At 74.8% G+C, this 17,006-nt stretch carries 13 protein-coding genes; 4 read left to right on the top strand and 9 right to left on the bottom strand.

Annotated features, from left to right (window positions below; translation table 11 throughout):
• Positions 1-8: 8 nt before the first annotated feature.
• From ACN28C_RS22570 to ACN28C_RS22580, 3 genes are read right to left on the bottom strand one after another with little or no spacing between them, the layout of a single operon-like run.
• The gene (locus tag ACN28C_RS22570; RefSeq protein WP_422769521.1) at positions 9-689 is read right to left on the bottom strand and encodes a hypothetical protein; all 681 of its coding nucleotides are present in this window, start codon (positions 687-689) and stop codon (positions 9-11) included.
• Entirely contained in the window at positions 682-2,619 is a 1,938-nt protein-coding gene (locus tag ACN28C_RS22575) for a dynamin family protein (protein ID WP_422769522.1), read from the bottom strand. Before ACN28C_RS22575 ends, ACN28C_RS22570 begins: the two co-directional genes overlap by 8 nt.
• Positions 2,616-4,127 (bottom strand): dynamin family protein, encoded by a 1,512-nt coding sequence (locus ACN28C_RS22580; protein WP_422769523.1) that lies wholly within the window; start codon positions 4,125-4,127, stop codon positions 2,616-2,618. The genes ACN28C_RS22575 and ACN28C_RS22580 overlap by 4 nt, the downstream gene beginning before the upstream one ends.
• Positions 4,128-4,339: 212 nt before the next feature.
• Between ACN28C_RS22580 and ACN28C_RS22585 the strand changes: the two genes are divergently transcribed.
• Together ACN28C_RS22585 and ACN28C_RS22590 are read left to right on the top strand one after the other, a co-directional pair.
• Positions 4,340-7,048 carry a LuxR C-terminal-related transcriptional regulator gene (locus tag ACN28C_RS22585; RefSeq protein ID WP_422769524.1) on the top strand — a complete coding sequence of 903 codons (2,709 nt, stop codon included), beginning with the start codon at positions 4,340-4,342 and terminating at the stop codon, positions 7,046-7,048.
• Between the two features lie 19 nt (positions 7,049-7,067).
• A complete protein-coding gene (locus tag ACN28C_RS22590; protein ID WP_422769525.1) occupies positions 7,068-7,619 on the top strand; it encodes a LuxR family transcriptional regulator in 552 nt (183 codons plus the stop codon).
• Between the two features lie 83 nt (positions 7,620-7,702).
• Here the strand turns inward: ACN28C_RS22590 and ACN28C_RS22595 are convergent, their stop codons facing one another.
• From ACN28C_RS22595 to ACN28C_RS22615, 5 genes are all read right to left on the bottom strand, one after another.
• Entirely contained in the window at positions 7,703-8,593 is an 891-nt protein-coding gene (locus tag ACN28C_RS22595) for a siderophore-interacting protein (RefSeq protein WP_422769526.1), read from the bottom strand.
• Positions 8,594-8,610: 17 nt separating this feature from the next.
• Positions 8,611-10,713: an iron ABC transporter permease gene (locus ACN28C_RS22600; RefSeq protein WP_422769527.1), complete on the bottom strand. Its 2,103-nt coding sequence runs from the start codon at positions 10,711-10,713 to the stop codon at positions 8,611-8,613.
• Positions 10,710-11,696: an ABC transporter substrate-binding protein gene (locus ACN28C_RS22605; RefSeq protein WP_422769528.1), complete on the bottom strand. Its 987-nt coding sequence runs from the start codon at positions 11,694-11,696 to the stop codon at positions 10,710-10,712. The genes ACN28C_RS22600 and ACN28C_RS22605 overlap by 4 nt, the downstream gene beginning before the upstream one ends.
• On the bottom strand, positions 11,693-12,574 hold the full coding sequence (locus tag ACN28C_RS22610) for an ABC transporter ATP-binding protein (protein ID WP_422769529.1): 882 nt from the start codon (positions 12,572-12,574) through the stop codon (positions 11,693-11,695). The genes ACN28C_RS22605 and ACN28C_RS22610 overlap by 4 nt, the downstream gene beginning before the upstream one ends.
• Positions 12,575-12,680: 106 nt before the next feature.
• Positions 12,681-13,475, bottom strand: coding sequence for a lysophospholipid acyltransferase family protein (locus tag ACN28C_RS22615; RefSeq protein WP_422769530.1), 795 nt, complete (start codon positions 13,473-13,475; stop codon positions 12,681-12,683).
• Positions 13,476-13,647: 172 nt separating this feature from the next.
• Here ACN28C_RS22615 and ACN28C_RS22620 point away from each other — a divergent pair, with 172 nt between their 5' ends.
• Together ACN28C_RS22620 and cydB are read left to right on the top strand one after the other, a co-directional pair.
• Positions 13,648-15,156, top strand: coding sequence for a cytochrome ubiquinol oxidase subunit I (locus ACN28C_RS22620; protein ID WP_422769531.1), 1,509 nt, complete (start codon positions 13,648-13,650; stop codon positions 15,154-15,156).
• Positions 15,157-15,219: 63 nt separating this feature from the next.
• Positions 15,220-16,215 (top strand): cytochrome d ubiquinol oxidase subunit II, encoded by a 996-nt coding sequence (cydB, locus tag ACN28C_RS22625; protein WP_422769532.1) that lies wholly within the window; start codon positions 15,220-15,222, stop codon positions 16,213-16,215.
• An 11-nt stretch (positions 16,216-16,226) separates the two neighbouring features.
• Here cydB and ACN28C_RS22630 read toward each other — a convergent pair whose 3' ends face one another.
• Positions 16,227-16,943, bottom strand: coding sequence for a hypothetical protein (locus tag ACN28C_RS22630; protein ID WP_422769533.1), 717 nt, complete (start codon positions 16,941-16,943; stop codon positions 16,227-16,229).
• Positions 16,944-17,006: the final 63 nt, after the last annotated feature.

The raw sequence follows: 17,006 nt of genomic DNA on the forward strand, positions 1-17,006 counted from the left end.
GGCGTTCGTCAGCGCTCCTCAGGAGACCAGAACCGGGCAAGCGTACTCGTCGCCGGGTCGTCGGAGGCGGCCAGCGCCGCCCACGGGTCGCCGTCGACCGGCAGCTCCGTGCCGGCGTACCCGGCCAGCTCCTCCGGGCCGACGGTGCCGTCCGGCCCGGGCGGGGTCGCCGTCGACGCGTCGACCGGGGTGCCGAGCAGGGCCGGGTCGGTCCACGGGAAGCCGTCGACCGGCTCCGGGGGCGCGCCGAGCTCCGGCAGGTCGGGCGGAATCGTCCAGGCCGGCCCGGTGTCGGCGTACGGGTCGAGGTCGGGGTCGGCGCCGAACGGCGGATCCGCCGCGCCGAAGCCGACCTCGGCGGGCACCTCCGGATAGGTGTCCGCCCCGAACCCTTCCTGCGTCTCCGGTCCGGCGTGCGGATACGGCTCGCGGGGCGCCTCGGCCGGCAGGTCGTCGTAGCCGAGCGGCATCGGCGGGCCCCCCGGCAGCTCGTCCGGGTTGCCGGGCAGCTCGTCCGGGTTGCCGGGCAGCTCGTCCGGGTCCGCGGCGCCGAACCCCTCGACCGGGTAGCCGCCGTCGCCGGCCTGGTCGCCGCCGAGGTCGGCGAGCTCACCTGACTGCCCGGCCTCGTCCGCCGGGCCGCCGAATTCCGGTTCGTCGGCGGACCAGCCGCCCCAGTAGTCAGTCATCTTCCCGCCTCGATGCCTCCGTCGGCGGCGCCGGCGCCAGCACCCGGGCCCGGGTCAGCACCTCGTCGACCTGCTTGACCCGGGCCCGGACCGTTTCCCGTTCCTGCTGGGTCGCGGCGCGGCGGCGGGCCCGCACAGCGGTGTCCTCGGCCGCCGCCGCGTCGATCTCGGCGATCTGCTCGTCGAGCTGCCGCAGCCGGCGCTCGATCGCGTCGTCGAGGGCGAGGGTCAGCGCGTACTGCAGGTCCGTGAACCGGTTGGTGATCTCGTCCGAGAGGGCGGCCCGGGCGTCGGCGACCACCTCTCGCAGCCAGATCCGGGCCTGCTGCCGGTCGGTGTGGACCCGCCGCCGGTACAGGATGAAACCGCCGGCGGCCAGCCCGAGGCCGAGCCCGGCGAACGGGATCAGCAGGCCGCCGCCGACCAGCGCGCCCGCGCCGAGCGCGGAGGCGCCGGCCATCGCGCTGCGGCCGGCCAGGAACGCCATCGACCCGGCCGACATCGCGATCATCATGTTGTCCGGCCCGCCGCCGTCGCGGCGCGGTTTGCTGGCCAGCGCGTGCCGCAGGGTCGCGTTGAGCCGGCCGAGCACGAACCGCAGCTCCGTGGGCTGGAACACCTCGGCGAGCACCCGCTCGCCGACCTGTCGGAACCGGCCCTCCAGATCATCCGACAGCCGCACCGACAGCGCGTGCAGCGCCTCGTCGACCTGCTGCGGCAGCCCCTTGAGGTCGTCGCCGCGGGCCCGGTCGATCCGGTTGAGGAACTCCCCCTGGAGCCCGCCGACGTAGCCCCGCAGCAGCCCCGTCGCCTCGACCCGGGCCCGCTGCGTCTCGGTGCTCAGCGCCAGCGACCACTGCCGCGACTCGGTCCGCTTGCGCGCCGCCAGCGCGGCCCGGTCCTGCTTGATCCGGGCCAGGTCGGCCGGGTCGGGGTCGGTGGCCCGCAGCCGGTCACCGAGGTGCAGGTCGTGGCGGACGAGCTCGCTGCGGACCGTACGCAGCAGGTTCGCCTGCCGCAACAGGTGTCCCCGGCCGGCCAGCCCGACCAGGGCGTGCTGCAGCTCGGCGATCCGGGACTGCCGGACCAGCTCGCCGGCCGCCTCGGCCGGCATCGTCCGGGCCAGCTCGGCCAGCCTGGCCGAGACCGGGAACCACGGTGCGGACCCGAACCGGGGGGCGTGAGCCTGCACCTGTGCCCGGTTGTCGGCGAGGATCGTCCGCCACCCCGGGTACGCGTCCGTCTTGGTCAGCGCGAAGACCACCAGATTGACCCGCTTGCTCGCCTCGATCAGGAAGTCGAGCTCCGGTTGGGCGAACGGGGCGGCGGCGTCGACCACGAAGAGCAGGGCGGTGGCCCGGGCCGCCGCGTCCAGGGCGATCCGGGCGTGTGTCGGGTCGAGGCCACCGGTGCCCGGCGTGTCGACCAGGCTCAGGTACTGCAGCAGCGGCGCCGGATGGGTCACCTCGATCCGCCGGGGCGGCCGCTGGTCGTCCGGCAGCCGGCCCAGCGGGGTGGCCCAGTCCCGCAGCTGGGACAGGCGCAGCGGCAGCGGGTCGGCCCGGCCCGGCACCCAGGCGCGGGCCGCGGCCTCGGCGCCGGGCACCAGCTCCAGATAGCAGGCGGTGGCGACCGCCACGTCGACCGGCGACAGGTCGGGAACCCCGACCAGCGCGTTGACCAGTGAACTCTTCCCCCGCTTCGTTTCGCCGACCACCACCACCGACGGGCGGGTCACCACCTGCCGGCGCAGCATGTCGACCTCGGCCGCCGCGTCGGGAGCGACCGTGCGCAGGAACGCGAGCCCACCGTCGACGGCACCGGTGAACGCCGCACCGAGCGCCGCCTCCTGCCGTCCCGGATCGCTCGCGCCGCCACGCGCCGCCGGTGCGGTCGCACCGGCGCCGGTGGCCGTATGGCCGGCGGTCACCGCAGGCTCCCGCGTACCCGCTGGGAGAGCAGGAAGAAGCCGCGGTGCGCGACCTGCGCCACCCGGGACTGCGCCGGACTCGCCCCGGCGACCGCGTAGACCCGCCACCGGGTGGCGGCGTCCAGCGCGGCCCGGACCAGCTGCTCCGGCGCGGCGGCCGGCAGGCTCAGGATCCACCGCGGGTCGGTGGAGAGCGCCAACCGGGTCAGCTCCTGCTCCATCGGCTCCGGCAGCTCCACCGACCCGGAGCTGACCAGCTGGACCACCTCCAGCAGCCGCAGCCGGTGGTACTCCGGCTGTTGCAGCACCTGCTCGATCGCGTCCCGGAGCAGTTCCCGTTCGTCGGGCCCGCCCGCGTGGCTGGCCAACTTCTCCAGGCTGGAGAGCGCCCAGCCCGCCTTGATCGCATCCGTGCGCCACCGGAACGCCTGGTCGAGGGTGTTGCGCAGCCGGGGAAAGCCGGAGGCGGCGAAGAGCAGCCGGACCAGGTCACCGCTGGCCAACTGCGGCTCGGCGGCGAACTGGGCGATGGCGAAGCCGACACCGTAGAGGTCGAGCAGCCGCAGCAGCCGCTCCCGCTGCTCCCGGGGCACCGGGCAGTCCCGGGACGCGAACAGGTCGACCGAGGCGAGCAGCAGCGCCCGCTCGTCGGCCGGCAGCCGGGCCATCGTCCGCAGCGCCTCGCAGTCGGCGGCGGTGAGCCGGCCGGCCTCGGTCGTCTCGGCCAGCAGCCCGACCACCGGCACCACCTCGGAGACCACCCGGCGCAGCACCGCGGTCTGGTCGGCGGCGAGCGGACCCGCCACCGGCCACGGGTCCGCCGCGCCGCCGACCAGCTTGTCGACCTTGTTGAACAGGCCCAGCGAGTTGATCGGATTGCTGGCCAGCCGGGCCGAGACCGACCGGAACGCCTCCAGCGCCGCCACGTCGTCGTCGCGCACCGACTGGGTGAAGACGTAGACGATCGCCTCCGCGCCGGCGACCGCGCCGGCCGAGTCGTCGTCGATATTGTCGTCGAACGGGGCGGTCGCGGCCTCGAAGAGGAACCGGCGGGCACCCGTGCTGACCGCGCTGTTCGTCGACGCCAGGCCGGGGGTGTCCAGCACGGTCAGGTCGCGCAGGTGGTCGCTGGTCAGGGTGACGTCGACGAAGGAGACCTCGGCGCGCGGCACGCCGAGCCGCTGCGGGATCATGCCGGCGTCGTCGAGCGGCAGGCTGAGCCGGCTGCCGTCCCGGCGTACCACGTCGACCCGGTCGGCGGTGCCGTAGCGGAACTGGGTCACGATCCGGGTGCACTCGCCCACCTCGGTCGGCGCCACCCGCCGGCCGATCAGCGCGTTGACCAGTGTCGACTTTCCGGCTTTGAGGCGGCCGGCGATCGCCACCCGCAGCGGCTCGTCGAGCCGGCGGCGGATCCCCAGCACCTGGTTCCCGGTCGCGGCTCCGAGTCGCGGGCCGACCTCGTCGCAGAGGCCGGCGACCCGGGCGCTGAGCGGACCTGCCCCCATGGCTCGTCAGCGGGCGGTGCGGTCGGTGACAATGGGAGCAACCCGGTGGTGGTGGAGCACGCTCATCTCGTCCGCTGTCCTTCCGGCACGACGGCGGGGGCGGGCTTGCCCCTGCCGGACACCACACTACGAATATCCTGCCGGCGCAGGATCCCATGTTCGTGCCACCGTCTGCCACGGTGGCGAGGCGTCGACCCGGGCGGGGAGGACGAGTGCGGCACGCGTCGGTCGGCGATCTGCCCGACCAGTATCGGCCCGCGGACCGGCCGGGCAACGGCCCGGCGCCGGAGACCGCGCCAGCCGACGCGCACGGCGCCGCTGCGCCGGACGTCGTCGCGGTCGGCTCCGCCCTGCTGGCCACGCCCGGCCTGGTGGTGCTGCACAGTGGACCGGGCGGCGGTCGCAGCACCGCGCTCGCCCGGCTCGGCACCGCCTTCCGGGGGCCGGTCTTCACCGGCGGCGGCCTGGCGAGCCTGCCCGCCGAACCGGCGTTCGCGCTGGCCCGCGCGGTCCGGGTCCGGCTGCCCGGCCACGATCCGGCGCTGCTCGCCGAGGCGGTCCGGTCCCGGGTACGCGCCGGCCTGCTGCTCCTGGACGATCTCCAGTGGGTCGATCCGGCCACCCTCGCCGCCCTGGTGCCGCTCGCCGCGCACTGCCGGGTCGCGGTGGCGCTGCGTACCCCGCACCGGCTGCCGCCGCCGACGGTCGCGGCGCTGCGGTCGGTGGCGGCGGGCTGGCTGGCGGTGCCGCCGCTGACCGCCGAGGCGGCGGCCGCCCTCGCCGGGCGGATCGCTCCCGGCCTGGGCCCGGCGACCGTCGCCGACCTGGCCCGCCGCTCCGGCGGGGTGCCGCTGGCGGTGGTGACCCTGGCCCGCCGGGCCGCGCAGCACCGTCCGCCGGCCGCGTCCCGCCCCGACGCCGTCGGCCGGCGCCCGGAGCTGCCGCCCGTCGACCGCGACGCCGACCAGGTCGGCTACGCGGTGGCGGCGGCCCTGGCCGACCTGACCCGGCCGGCCCGCACCACGATGGCCGCGCTCGGGCTGCTGGGCCGCCCCGCCCCGGCGCGCGTCCTCGGTGCCGGGGTCGACGAACTCGTCGCCGCGGGCCTGGTCACGGCCGCGCCCGCCGGGGTCGACGAACTCGCCGCTGGCCCGATCAGGTCGGCGCCGGCTGGCGACGCGCCGGTCGCCCCGGTCTCACCGTACGTCGCCGAGGTCGCTGCCGGCCTGCTCGACGAGGCCGGCCGGCGGGCGCTGCACCGGCGTCTCGCCGACCTCGTCCCTCCGGCGGAGGCGGTCCGGCACCTGGCCGAGGCCGGTGACGGCGCGGCCGCGTACCGGCGGGCGCTGGAGGCGGCGGCCGGCTCCGGCACGACCGGCGGCCGAGCCGACCTGCTGCTGCTCGCCTGCGCGCTGCCCGGTGTCGAGCCGGGGCCGGCCGTCCGGGTCGACGCCGCCCGGGCCGCGCTCGCCTGCGGCCGACCCCGGGCGGCGGTCCGGGTGCTGACCACGACCGCGCCGCTCGGCGTCGATCCGGACCTGGTGCGGGCGGAGGCACTGGTCCAGCTCGGCGACCTGCCGGCGGCCCGGGCGGTGGCGGCCCCGATACCAGGCTCGGCCGCCCCGGAGCAGCTCGCCGTCCGGGACCGGATCCTGCTCCTCGCCCAGCTCGGCAGCGACCCGGCCGAGGCGACCCGCACGGCGGCCCGGATCACCGCCCGGCACGGACCGGAACCGGCACATCCGGGACTGCGGGCCGCGCTGGCGGCGGTACGCGCCGCGAACCGCACCCCGGGCTGGGAGGCGGCACTGGCCTCGGCCGCCTCGGCGGCGGGTACGGCCGGCGACGCACTCTCCGCCCGGTGGAGCGCCTGGCTGCTGGTCGAGACGTTGCTCGCCGAGGGCCGGCTGGCCGAGGCGGGGCAGGCGGCCGAGGCGGCCGAGCGGGCCTGTGCCGCCGATCTGGCCTACAGCTGGCAGACCCGCTTCCTGTCGGCCCGGCTGTGGTGTGCGGCGCTGCGCGGCGGGCCGCCCACGCAGGGCGGCGACGGGGCCCTCGACCCCGACGAGGCGCTGCGCCGCGCGGCCGACCTGACCGACCGCACCCTGCCGCAGCTCGCCCGCCACTACGCGGTGGCCGCCGCCAGCCTGGTCGAGGCAGACGGCGGCCTGCTCGGCCCGGCCCGGGACCGGCTCGCCGCCGCGACCGGCGGCACCGCCGGCGGCACCGCCCTGCTCGACTGGGTCGGCCAGGAGGCGGCCTGGCTCGACGGTCAGCCCGAGCACGCCACCGGACCGGACTCCGGCGCCGTGTCGCTGGTCGACGGGCTGCGGCAGATCACCGCCCGCTGGGCGGCCCACGACAGCACCGGAGCCCCACCGCCCGCCGCGCCACCCACCGACCCTGTGCCACCCACCGACCCTGTGCCGCCTGCCGTACCGGCCGGCCCGGCGCCGGTCTGGCAGCAGACGCTCGCCGCCTGGGACAACCCCGGCGGCGACCCGGCCGGCTTCATCCGGGCTGCCGACGGCTGGCACGACCTGGCGGCCCGCGAGGAGGTCCGCTGCCTGCTCGCCGCCGGCCTGCACGAGCCCGACCCGGCCCGCAGCGTCGCGGCGCTGCTCGCCGCCGAGGAGCGCGCCGAACGGGCCGGGCTGGTCGTGCTGCTCGGCCGGATCCGCCGAGGACTGCGCCGGCACGCGGTGCGCCGCGACATCCGGGGCGCCCGGGCCGGCGGTGACCTCACCGACCGGGAACGTGAGGTGCTGCGGCTGGTCGCGGCCGGTGAACCAACCCGACGCATCGCCGGCCAACTGGGTATATCAGCCGAGACGGTGGAGACCCACGTCCGGTCCGGGATGCGCAAGCTCGGCGCCCGCACCCGTACCGAAGCCGCGGCCCTCGCTCTGGAGGTGCTGTGACTGGTGCTGGAGGTGCAGCGTGATCGATCATCCGCCGCGCTACGTCGTACCGTCGGCTACGGAGGCGACCACGGTGCTGCGCCGACTCGCCAGGGAAGGCTGGTCGACCCGGGAGGGGTTCGCGGTCGCCGAACCCGGCTGGGACCTCGCCCCGACCCGGCTGGTGCTCTTCGGTCGGGTGCCGGACATCGAGACGGTCCGGTTGGCGGTGCTCGCCGCCGCCCGGGGCGCCGGGGTGGTGGCCATCGCGGACCCGACCGGTGACCTCGGTCGGGCCCTCGTCGACGACCTGAGCCGGCTCGGGCCGGTGCACCGGGATCCGGACGAGATGCCGGAGTCCGCGCCCGAGTCGGCGGTGAGCCGGCTCGTCCCGGAGCAGCGGGCACTCCTGGAACGGCTCGCCGACGGCGAGACGATCGCCGCTGCGGCGGCGGCGGAGTTCCTGTCACTGCGCACCGCGAACCGGCGGATCGCCCAGGCCCGGGAGGCGCTCGGGGTGCGGACCACCCGGGAGGCTGTTCTCGCCTACGTACGCCAGCGCCGCCCGGGACGGCGGGACGCCGACTGTTGACCCACGGTCGAGGTTCGGGCTCCGGGCGGCACGATAGCGTCCGCGCCACCACCGCCGCGTCACGTGGCGACCGCGCCAGGGACTCAGGTCTCGGCGCGGCCGATGCGCCAGTACCCCATGAAGGCGACCAGGTGGCGGTCCCAGCCGCGGTCGGCGACGAGGTGGCGGCGGAGGGTCTTGACGACGCCGGCCTCGCCGGCGAGCCAGGCGTAGGGGCCGGTCGCCGTCGTCGACGGGTCCGGCACCTCCCAGAGGATGGCGGTGTCCACGTCGACCTCCTCCAGCGCCTGCGGCGCCGGCCGCCCGGCGGGGGCCAGCTCGCCTGCGGCGGCGACCACGGCGGGCACGAGGTGGGTGCCGGGGGCCGCGCCGTCCCGGGCCAGCCAGGTCACCGTCACGCCGGGCGGCGCGGCCAGGTCGAGGACGTCCTCGACGTGCGGGACTTCGAGGAAAGCGGTGCCCCGGGCGCCGGCCGGCAGGCCGCCGAGGATCGACGCGATGGCGGGCACCGCGGTCTCGTCACCGGCCAGCAGCAGCGGTGCGTCGCCGTGGTGTGGGTGGAACTCGACACCGCCGGTGTCGCCGGCGTAGCGGGCGTTCGGACCGATGAGCACGATCCGGTCACCGACGGCGGCACGGTTGGCCCACCGGGTGGCGGGGCCGCCGTCGCCGTGCCGCACCATGTCGACGTCCACCTCGCGGCGGTGCTGCCGGACGGCACGGACCGTGTAGGTGCGGATCGGCGGCTGCTGCCGCTCGGCCAGCTCGCGCCAGCGGGCGTACCAGTCCGGGCCGGTCGGCAGGTGGTCGAGGCCGCCGTCGGCGGCGGGCAGGACCAGCTTGATGCGTTGGTCGCGGCCGCCGTCGGCGAAGGCGTCGAGGTCGTCGCCGGTGAACGTGACCCGCAGGAACGACGGGCTGAGCCGGGTCAGGGCGCGTACGGCGACCGCGAAGTGCCGGTAGGGGTGTTCCATCTCATCCGCCAATCGTGTCATCTACCGTTCGCCCGGGCGCGGGTGCGCCACAGGAGCCAGACGAAGTACGGGGCACCGACCATCGCCGTCACCAGGCCGGCAGGGATCTGCGCCGGTGCGAGCACGGTGCGGCCGAGGGTGTCGGCGAGGCTGACCAGCAGCGCGCCGAGCAACGCCGCCACCGGCAGCACCCTGGCGTGCCGGCCGCCGACGAGCGCGCGGGCGGCGTGTGGGGCGACCAGGCCGACGAAGCCGATGACGCCGACGGCGGAGACCGCCGTGGAGGTCAGCAGCGCCGCCGCGACGAGGATGACGAGGCGGGTGCGTTCCAGCCGCACGCCGAGCACCCGGGGGGTGTCGTCGTCGAGAGCGAGCAGGTCGAGCCGGCGGGTCTGCCCGGCCACCAGCGGTGTGAGCAGAAGCAGCGCCGCGGCGACCGGGACGACCTGGGCGGCGGTACGCCCGTAGGTGGAGCCGGACAACCAGGTGAGCGCCTTGCCGGTGTTCCACGGATCGGTGGCGATGATGATGAACGTGATCACGGCGGTGCCGGCGGTGAAGACACCGACACCGATCAGGATCAGCCGGTCGGAGGCGAGCCCGCCGCGCCAGGCGAGGCCGTACACGATGGCGAACGCGAGCAGTGCGCCGCCGCCGGCAACGGCCGACATGGCCACCAGCCCGGTCGCGGGGAACATCGTGATCAGGGTGACGGCGCCGACGCCGGCACCGGCGGTGACCCCGAGGATGCCGGGCTCGGCGAGCGGGTTGCGGCAGGTCGCCTGCACGGCCGTGCCGGCGACGGCGAGCGCGGCACCGGCCAGCAGCGCGGCCAGGACCCGCGGGTACCGCTGGTCGAGCACGTACGTGACGGCCGGGCCGGACCGGCCGGCGAGCCAGTTGGCCACGTCGCCGGTGAGCAGCCAGGCGTCCCCGGCGAGCAGGCCGAGCACGGCGGCGGCGACCACCAGCACGCCGCTGGCGGCCACCACGACGCGGACGAATCCGGCCGCCCGCACCCGGGCCAGTGCGGTGCTGCCCGCGCCGCGGGTCGGGCCGGCGTCGCGGTGGCGGCGGGCCAGCCAGACCAGCAGGACCGCGCCGAAGATGGAGGTGACCACGCCGGTCGGCACGTCGACGCCGGCCTGGGCGCCCATGACCAGCCGCAGCAGGACGTCCGAGCCGAGCACCACGACGACACCGGCGACCGCGGAGAAGGGCATGAGCAGCCCGTGCCGGTACAGCCCGGGTACGGCCGGTGCGACCAGCCGCACCAGGACCGGGGCGCAGAGCCCGACGAAGCCGACCGGCCCGGCGATCACGACGGCGGCGGTGGAGAGCAGCACGGCCAGGACCGTGCCGGTCAGTCGGGTGCGGCGCACGTGCAGGCCGAGCACGGCCGCGGTGTCGTCGCCCAGGGCGAGGACGTCGAGTCGACGGCCGAGGGCGAGGCAGCCGGCGATGCCGACCACGATGACCGGGGCCATCTGGGTGACCGCCCTCAGGTCGCCCTGGACGAGGGTGCCGTTGCCCCACGAGTAGTAGCCGACCGTCTCGCGCTGGAACAGCAGCATGAGCAGAACGGTGCAGGCGTGCAGCGCGAACGCGGTGGCGGTGCCGGCGAGGATCAGCCGGGTCGGGCCGGCGGTGCCGCCGGCCGACAGCATCAGCACGAACGCGGCGGCGCCCAACCCGCCGAGGAACGCCAGCCCGCCGGACGGGATCACCGGCAGCGCCAGGCCGGTTGCGGCCGCGGCGACGACCGCGAGGTGCGCGCCGGCGTTGACCGCGAGCGTGTCCGGTGAGGCGAGCGGGTTGCGGGCCAGCGACTGCAGGACCGCACCCGCGACGCCCAGCGCCACGCCGACCGCCACCCCGGCGAGCAGCCGGGGGAGCCGGGAGGCGACCAGCACCCGCCAGGTGTCCTCGTCGGCGCGCAGCCCCAGCAGATGCAGGGCGCCGATCTCGCTGGTGCCCTGGGTCAGGTGCACCGCGGCGAGCACGACCAGGCCGGCAAGTGAGACGGTGGTGAGCAGCGCCAGCCGGACCGGCCGGACCGGTGGCGGCGGTGGCGCCACCGGTCCCGGGGTCGGTGGCGCCACCGTGAGGACGTGGCTCACAAGGTGTAGACCTTCACCAGTTCGTCGAGGTACTGCCGGCACGACAGCGGCCCGCCGAAGGTCCAGATGCCGTCGGGCATCCGGTGCAGCCGGTTCTGCTGCACGAAGGGCAGCGACTTCCAGATGGCGTTGTCCTTGAGTCCGGTCGCGAAGACGTCGGTGCCGTCCGAGGCGTTGTAGAAGAAGTGCAGGTCCTTGTCCTGGAGCACCTTGAGGCCTTCGACGTCGGTCTGGCCGAGGCCCCAGGCCGGGTCGACCTCGCCGGTCCAGGCGTTCTGTAGGCCGAGGGCGATGCCGACCTGGGAGACGAGCGCACCGCTGCCGAACATGCGGATGTTGACCGCGCTGCCCTCCATCCAGCCGTCGGCGATGGCGAAATACCTCCCGGCGGCACCCGCGTCGGCGATCTTCTGCCTGCCGGCGGCGACCGCCGCGTCGAAGTCGGCGAGGACCTGCGTGGCGGTGTCGGTCTTGCCGACCGCGGTCGCGATGAGGTTGAGATCGTCCTTCATCCGGTCGAGGTTGCGGCTGGCGTCGCTGCCCTTGGTCACCAGCACCGGCGCGAACTTCTCCAACTGCGCCGCTGCCGTGCCGGCCAGGTCCGAGCCCATCACCACCAGGTCGGGCTTGAGCGCGGCGATCGAGTCGATGCTCGGCTCGCCGCGGGTGCCGACGTCCTTGGCGGTTCCGTCGAGCTTCGCCGCGGTGTTCCAGGTGTTGTACCCCTTGATGTCGGCGACGCCGACGGGCTGGACGCCGAGCGTCACGAGCATCTCGACCTCGCCCCACTCGAGGCCGACGACCCTGGTGGCGGGCGTGTCGAGGGTGACGGACTTGCCGCGGGCGTCGGTGTACGTCACCGGGCCACTGGTGGCGGTCGCGCCGCTGGCGGTGCCGCCGGCCGGCTCCTCGGTCGTGCCGCAGCCGGTCAGCAGTGCCGCGGCCACCGCGGCGGCGGCGAGGGCGCCGGTGATTCTCTTCATGATCGGTTATCCGTTCGATGTGTCATGGCTGGTTGTCCGTTCGATGTGATGGTGAGAGGGCGTGGACGGCGGGTGTGCCGCCCGACCGGGCGGATGGTGACCACGCCGCTCTCCGGCTCGACCACCACCTCGACCGGGATGCCGTACACGGCGGTCAGCCGTTCGGGGGTGAAGACCTCCAGCGGGGCGCCGCTGGCGACGACCGTCCCGCCGTGCAGCAGCACCACGTGGTCGGCGACGGCGGCGGCCTGGTTGAGGTCGTGCAGGACGACGCCGACCGCGACGCCGTACTCGTCGGCGAGATCGCGTACCAGGTCCAGGATCTCCACCTGGTACCGCAGGTCGAGAAAGGTCGTCGGCTCGTCCAGCATCAGCACACGGGTGTCCTGGGCCAGGCAGGTGGCCAGCCAGACCCGCTGCAGCTCGCCGCCGGAGAGTTCGTCGACCGGTCGCGCCGCCATCGGCTCGACACCGGTTACCGACATCGCCCAGCCGATCGCGCGCGGCCCGTCCGGATCGTCGCCGCGCCAGCCGCCCCGGTACGGGTGGCGCCCGTAGCCGACGACGTCGCGTACGGTGACGCCGCTCGGCGTGGGGCGGTGCTGGGCCAGCAGCGTCACCCGCCGCGCGAACTCCTTCGACGAGAGCCCCAGCGCGGCCGCGCCGTCCGCGAGCACGATGTCGCCGACCACCGGCCTGTGCAGGCGGGCGAGCGCGCGCAGCAGCGTGGACTTGCCGCTGCCGTTCGGCCCGGCCAGGACGGTGACCGCACCCGCGGTCAGCGCGATCGACGCGTCGCGCACCACGTCGGTTCCGTGGTAACCCAGAATCAGCCCGGTGCCCTGAAGCCCGGCGGGAGAGGTAGCGGTACCTGACACGCGGTTAGGTTAGCCTACCCTCCCTATCTCTGATCAAGGGGCATCTGCAGGTCAACCGCGAGATGGCCGCCCAGCCACGGGATGGCCGGTCGGCTACGGATCCCAGTCAGTCGCGGGCTGGTCCGTCCGGCCGGGTACGTCGGTGCCGTCGGCGGTTCTCGGTCGGCCGGGTCGGGTCGACGAACCGGGGCCGCTCGGGTTCGTCGGGACGCAGGAGCACGAGGGCGTCGGAGAGCGCGTCGATGATGGCGCCGGTGGCCCGGGCGGCCGCGCCGGGGCTGGTCGGGTCGATCCCGGTCAGGTCCACGGGGGGCCCGAAGTGGACCCGCACCACCGGCCGCCGGACGACGGCCCGACCGAGCGCCCGTAGCAGCCCGCGCGGTGCGGCGTACGGCAGCACCTCGTGCGCGCCCCACTGGGCGACCGGCACCACGGTGGCGCCGCTGGCGAAGGCGAGCCGGGCGGTGCCGGTCTTGCCCCGCTCGGGCCACATGCCGGGGTCGAGCCCCATCCGGCCCTCCGGATAGACCAGCACCACCGAGCCGCCGGCGACGGCGGCTGCCGCGTGCTCCAGGGCGAGCCCGACGCCCGGGGTCCGCCGGTCGACCCGGATGTGTCCGCAAGCCCGCATGGCGGCACCGACCACCGGTGCCCGGAACACCCCGCCGGTGGCCATGATCCGGGGCGCGATCCGGCGTACCCGGCAGGCGGCGGTCAGCGCGACCGGGTCGAACGGGTTGATGTGATTGGCGGCCAGGATCAGCGGGCCGTGCCGTAGCGCCTCGGGTACGTCCCCGGTGACCCGCAGCCGGGCGATCATCCCGACGACGCCCCGGGCGAGCACCTGGAGGAAGAGCCAGAAGCGCGGGGCCCGCCAGGGTTGGGTAGTGGTGGTCTCCATCAGCGGTCGATCGTCGCACGCCCCGCCGACACCGCCGCCGCGTGGGGCGGGGGAGACCGGGATCGACGCCCGCGCCCTCCGCCGCCGGACGTGATCGACCTCCCACGTCCACCGTCTACGACGCCAGGTAGTATTTACTACGTCCAGTAGTAAATACCTGGGGGGTACGCGCGTGGACGCGCTCGACGTCGCCCGGTGGCAGTTCGGTGTCACCACCGTCTACCACTTCCTCTTCGTGCCGCTGACCATCGGGCTCTCCGTGCTCGTCGCGATCCTGCAGACCCGCTGGCACCGCACGGGGGACCCCCGCTACCTGCGGCTGACGAGGTTCTACGGCAAACTCTTCCTGATCAACTTCGCCATGGGCGTGGTCACCGGCATCGTCCAGGAGTTCCAGTTCGGGATGAACTGGAGCGACTACTCCCGCTTCGTCGGCGACGTCTTCGGCGCCCCGCTGGCCATCGAGGCGCTGCTCGCCTTCTTCCTCGAGTCGACCTTCCTCGGCCTGTGGATCTTCGGATGGGACCGACTGCCCCGCCGCATCCACCTCGCCACCATCTGGGCCGCCGCGATCGGCTCCACGCTGAGCGCGTACTTCATCCTGGCCGCGAACTCCTGGATGCAGAACCCGGTCGGCTACCGGATCAACCCCGACACCGGCCGGGCGGAACTCACCGACATCGTCGCCGTGCTGACCAACAAGGTCACCCTGGTCACCTTCCCGCACACCCTCGCCGGCTGCTTCCTGGTCGCCGGCTCGCTGATGGTCGCGGTCGCCCTCTGGCACCTGCGCGGCCCGGCGACGCCGCCGGCCGCCGGAACGGTGCCGGCCGCCGGAACAGCACCGCGGAGTGCCGACGTGGGGGAGGACGCCACCGCTGAGCGGCGGCGCACCGCCGAGGAGGATCGCTCCGCCTACCGGTTCGCGGCCCGGTTCGGCGCCTGGGTCACCCTCGCCGCCGCCGTCGCCGTCGTCCTCACCGGCGACCTCCAGGGCAAGATCATGACCCAGGTGCAGCCGATGAAAATGGCCGCCGCCGAGGCGCTCTACACCACCGAACAACCCGCCTCGTTCTCCGTCCTCACCGTCGGCAGCCTGGACGGCAGCCGGGAACTCTTCGCCATCAAGATCCCGTACCTGCTCTCGGTCCTCGGCACCGGCGACCCGAACGGCGAGGTGCGGGGCATCGACGACCTCCAGGCCCAGTACGTCGCCGAGTACGGCCCCGGCAGCTACACCCCGGTCATCCCGGTCACCTACTGGAGCTTCCGCTTCATGATCGGCTTCGGGTTGGCCGCCGCCGCCATCGCCGCGCTCGTGCTCTGGGCGCAGCGGCGCGGCCGTACCCCGCGCTCCCGCTGGCTGGTCCGCGCCGGCCTGGTCATGCCGATCCTGCCGCTCGCCGCCAACTGCTTCGGCTGGATCTTCACCGAGATGGGACGGCAGCCCTGGGTCGTCTTCGGCGAGATGCTCACCCGCGACGGCGTCTCCCGCAGCGTCTCGCTGGCCGAGGTCCTCACCTCGTTCACCGCCTTCACCCTGATCTACGCCACCCTCGCCGTCGTCGAGGTCCGGCTGCTGCTCCGCTACGCCCGCGCCGGCCTGCCAGACACCACGCCGGCACCGGAACCCGAGCCCGGCACCGACGACGAGAACCGCCCGCTCGCCTTCGCCTACTGACCTTGCCCACCGACCTTTGACCTCGCCCACCGACCTTCGCCTACCGACCGACCGGAGTCCACCGTGGAGCTGCCCACCCTCTGGTTCCTGCTCATCGCCGTCCTCTTCACCGGCTACTTCATCCTGGAGGGCTTCGACTTCGGCGTCGGCATCCTGCTGCCCCTGCTCGGCCGCGACGACCGCGAACGCCGGGTCCTGATCAACACCATCGGCCCGGTCTGGGACGGCAACGAGGTCTGGCTGATCACCGCCGCCGGCGCCCTCTTCGCCGCCTTCCCCGGCTGGTACGCCAGCCTCTTCTCCGGCCTCTACCTGCCGATGCTGCTCGTCCTGGTAGCACTGATCTTTCGGGGCGTCGCCTTCGAATACCGGCACAAGCGCCCGGAGGCACGCTGGAAGGCGCGCTGGGACACCGCCATCGTCCTCGGCTCCCTGCTCCCGGCCGCCGTGTGGGGGATCGTCCTCGGCAACCTGCTGCGCGGCGTACCGCTGAACGCCGCACACGACTACACCGGCGGCCTGCTCGACCTGCTCAACCCGTACGCGCTGCTCGGCGGCGCGACCACGACGGCGCTCTTCGTCACCCACGGCGCCGTCTTCCTCGCCCTCAAGACCAGTGGCGAGATCCGGGTCCGGGCCGGCCGGCTCGCCGCCCGCACCGCGCCGGCCACCGCCGGCGCCGCCGGCGCCTTCCTCGCCACCGGCCTCGCCATCCGGAACACCCCGGCCGCCGTCGGGCTCGCCGCCGCGGCCGCCGTCGCCCTCGTCGGGATGCTGGCCGCCACCCGGGTACGCCGGGAGGGCTGGGCCTTCGCCGGCACCGCCGCCGCGATCGGGCTGACCGTCACCACCGTCTTCGCCGCCCTCTTCCCGACCGTGCTGCCCTCCACCGCCGACCCGGCCGGCACCCTCACCGTCGACAACGCCGCCTCCAGCCCCTACACCCTGACGGTGCTGACCTGGGTGGCGGTCTTCTTCGCCCCGGTCGTCCTCGCCTACCAGGGCTGGACCTACTGGGTGTTCCGCAAGCGGATCGGGGTCGCCAACATCCCGGACTGACGACCGCCGCGTCAGCCCGCGTCGCGCAACTCCGCCAACCGCGCCTCGATCTCCGCCAGCTCCGCCCGCAGCTTCTCCGCCTGCTGCTCGGCCTCCCGTCGCTCCGCCGCCATGATCTGCTCCACCGCCTCGTGCACCCCCGGCACGTCGATCAACGCGACCATCTTCAACGCCTCCGCCGGCTTGATCACGTACGGCTTCGCCAGCGACTTCGTCCCCTGCGTCGCCGCCAGCATCCACTCGCCGTCGGCGTACGTCAGGGTGACCGTCAATCCCGCCGGTCCCTTCGGTTTCGTCGCCTTGGTCGCCCGCCGGGTCGGCCTCGCCTCGCCCTCGCCGTCCGCCGGGCCGGCCGGGGGAGTCTCCACTGCGGTCACTGCTGCCTCCCTACGGGGCGCCGGAGCCGGCTCCCTGACGATCTTGAACTCTGGCTCGACGACCGGCTCCGGCTCCGGCCGGCCCGCCGTTCGCCGGCCCGTCGCACCCTTCGGCGTGATCGCCAGGTCGGTGGGGGAGAACGGCAACTCGTCCCGGCCGAACCTCACCACCACCCACTCCTCGGAGACCTCCGGATCGGTCAACTCCACCACCTGGCCGAGCTGGCCGGCAATCTGCCCCGCCGACTCGGTGAACGTCACCCTCGGCTTGCGACCAGCCGCCAACGCGTCCCGGATCTGCTGCAACTCCTCGGTGGACAAGCCCTGCTCGGCGGTACGCGCGGCAGCCATCGAACCCCTCTTCCGTACACCTGTCTGAACCCTGACTTACTACCAGGCCGGCCCGACAACGTC

Origin of the sequence: Plantactinospora sp. WMMC1484, assembly GCF_049315195.1 — a bacterium.
Classification (GTDB): domain Bacteria; phylum Actinomycetota; class Actinomycetes; order Mycobacteriales; family Micromonosporaceae; genus Plantactinospora.

Coding starts and splice junctions, on each gene's coding strand:
- ACN28C_RS22570 (WP_422769521.1), bottom strand. CDS start 689: ATGACTGACTACTGGGGCGGCTGGTCCGCCGACGAACCGGAATTCGGC.
- ACN28C_RS22580 (WP_422769523.1), bottom strand. CDS start 4,127: ATGGGGGCAGGTCCGCTCAGCGCCCGGGTCGCCGGCCTCTGCGACGAG.
- ACN28C_RS22595 (WP_422769526.1), bottom strand. CDS start 8,593: ATGGAACACCCCTACCGGCACTTCGCGGTCGCCGTACGCGCCCTGACC.
- ACN28C_RS22605 (WP_422769528.1), bottom strand. CDS start 11,696: ATGAAGAGAATCACCGGCGCCCTCGCCGCCGCCGCGGTGGCCGCGGCA.
- ACN28C_RS22615 (WP_422769530.1), bottom strand. CDS start 13,475: ATGGAGACCACCACTACCCAACCCTGGCGGGCCCCGCGCTTCTGGCTC.
- ACN28C_RS22630 (WP_422769533.1), bottom strand. CDS start 16,943: ATGGCTGCCGCGCGTACCGCCGAGCAGGGCTTGTCCACCGAGGAGTTG.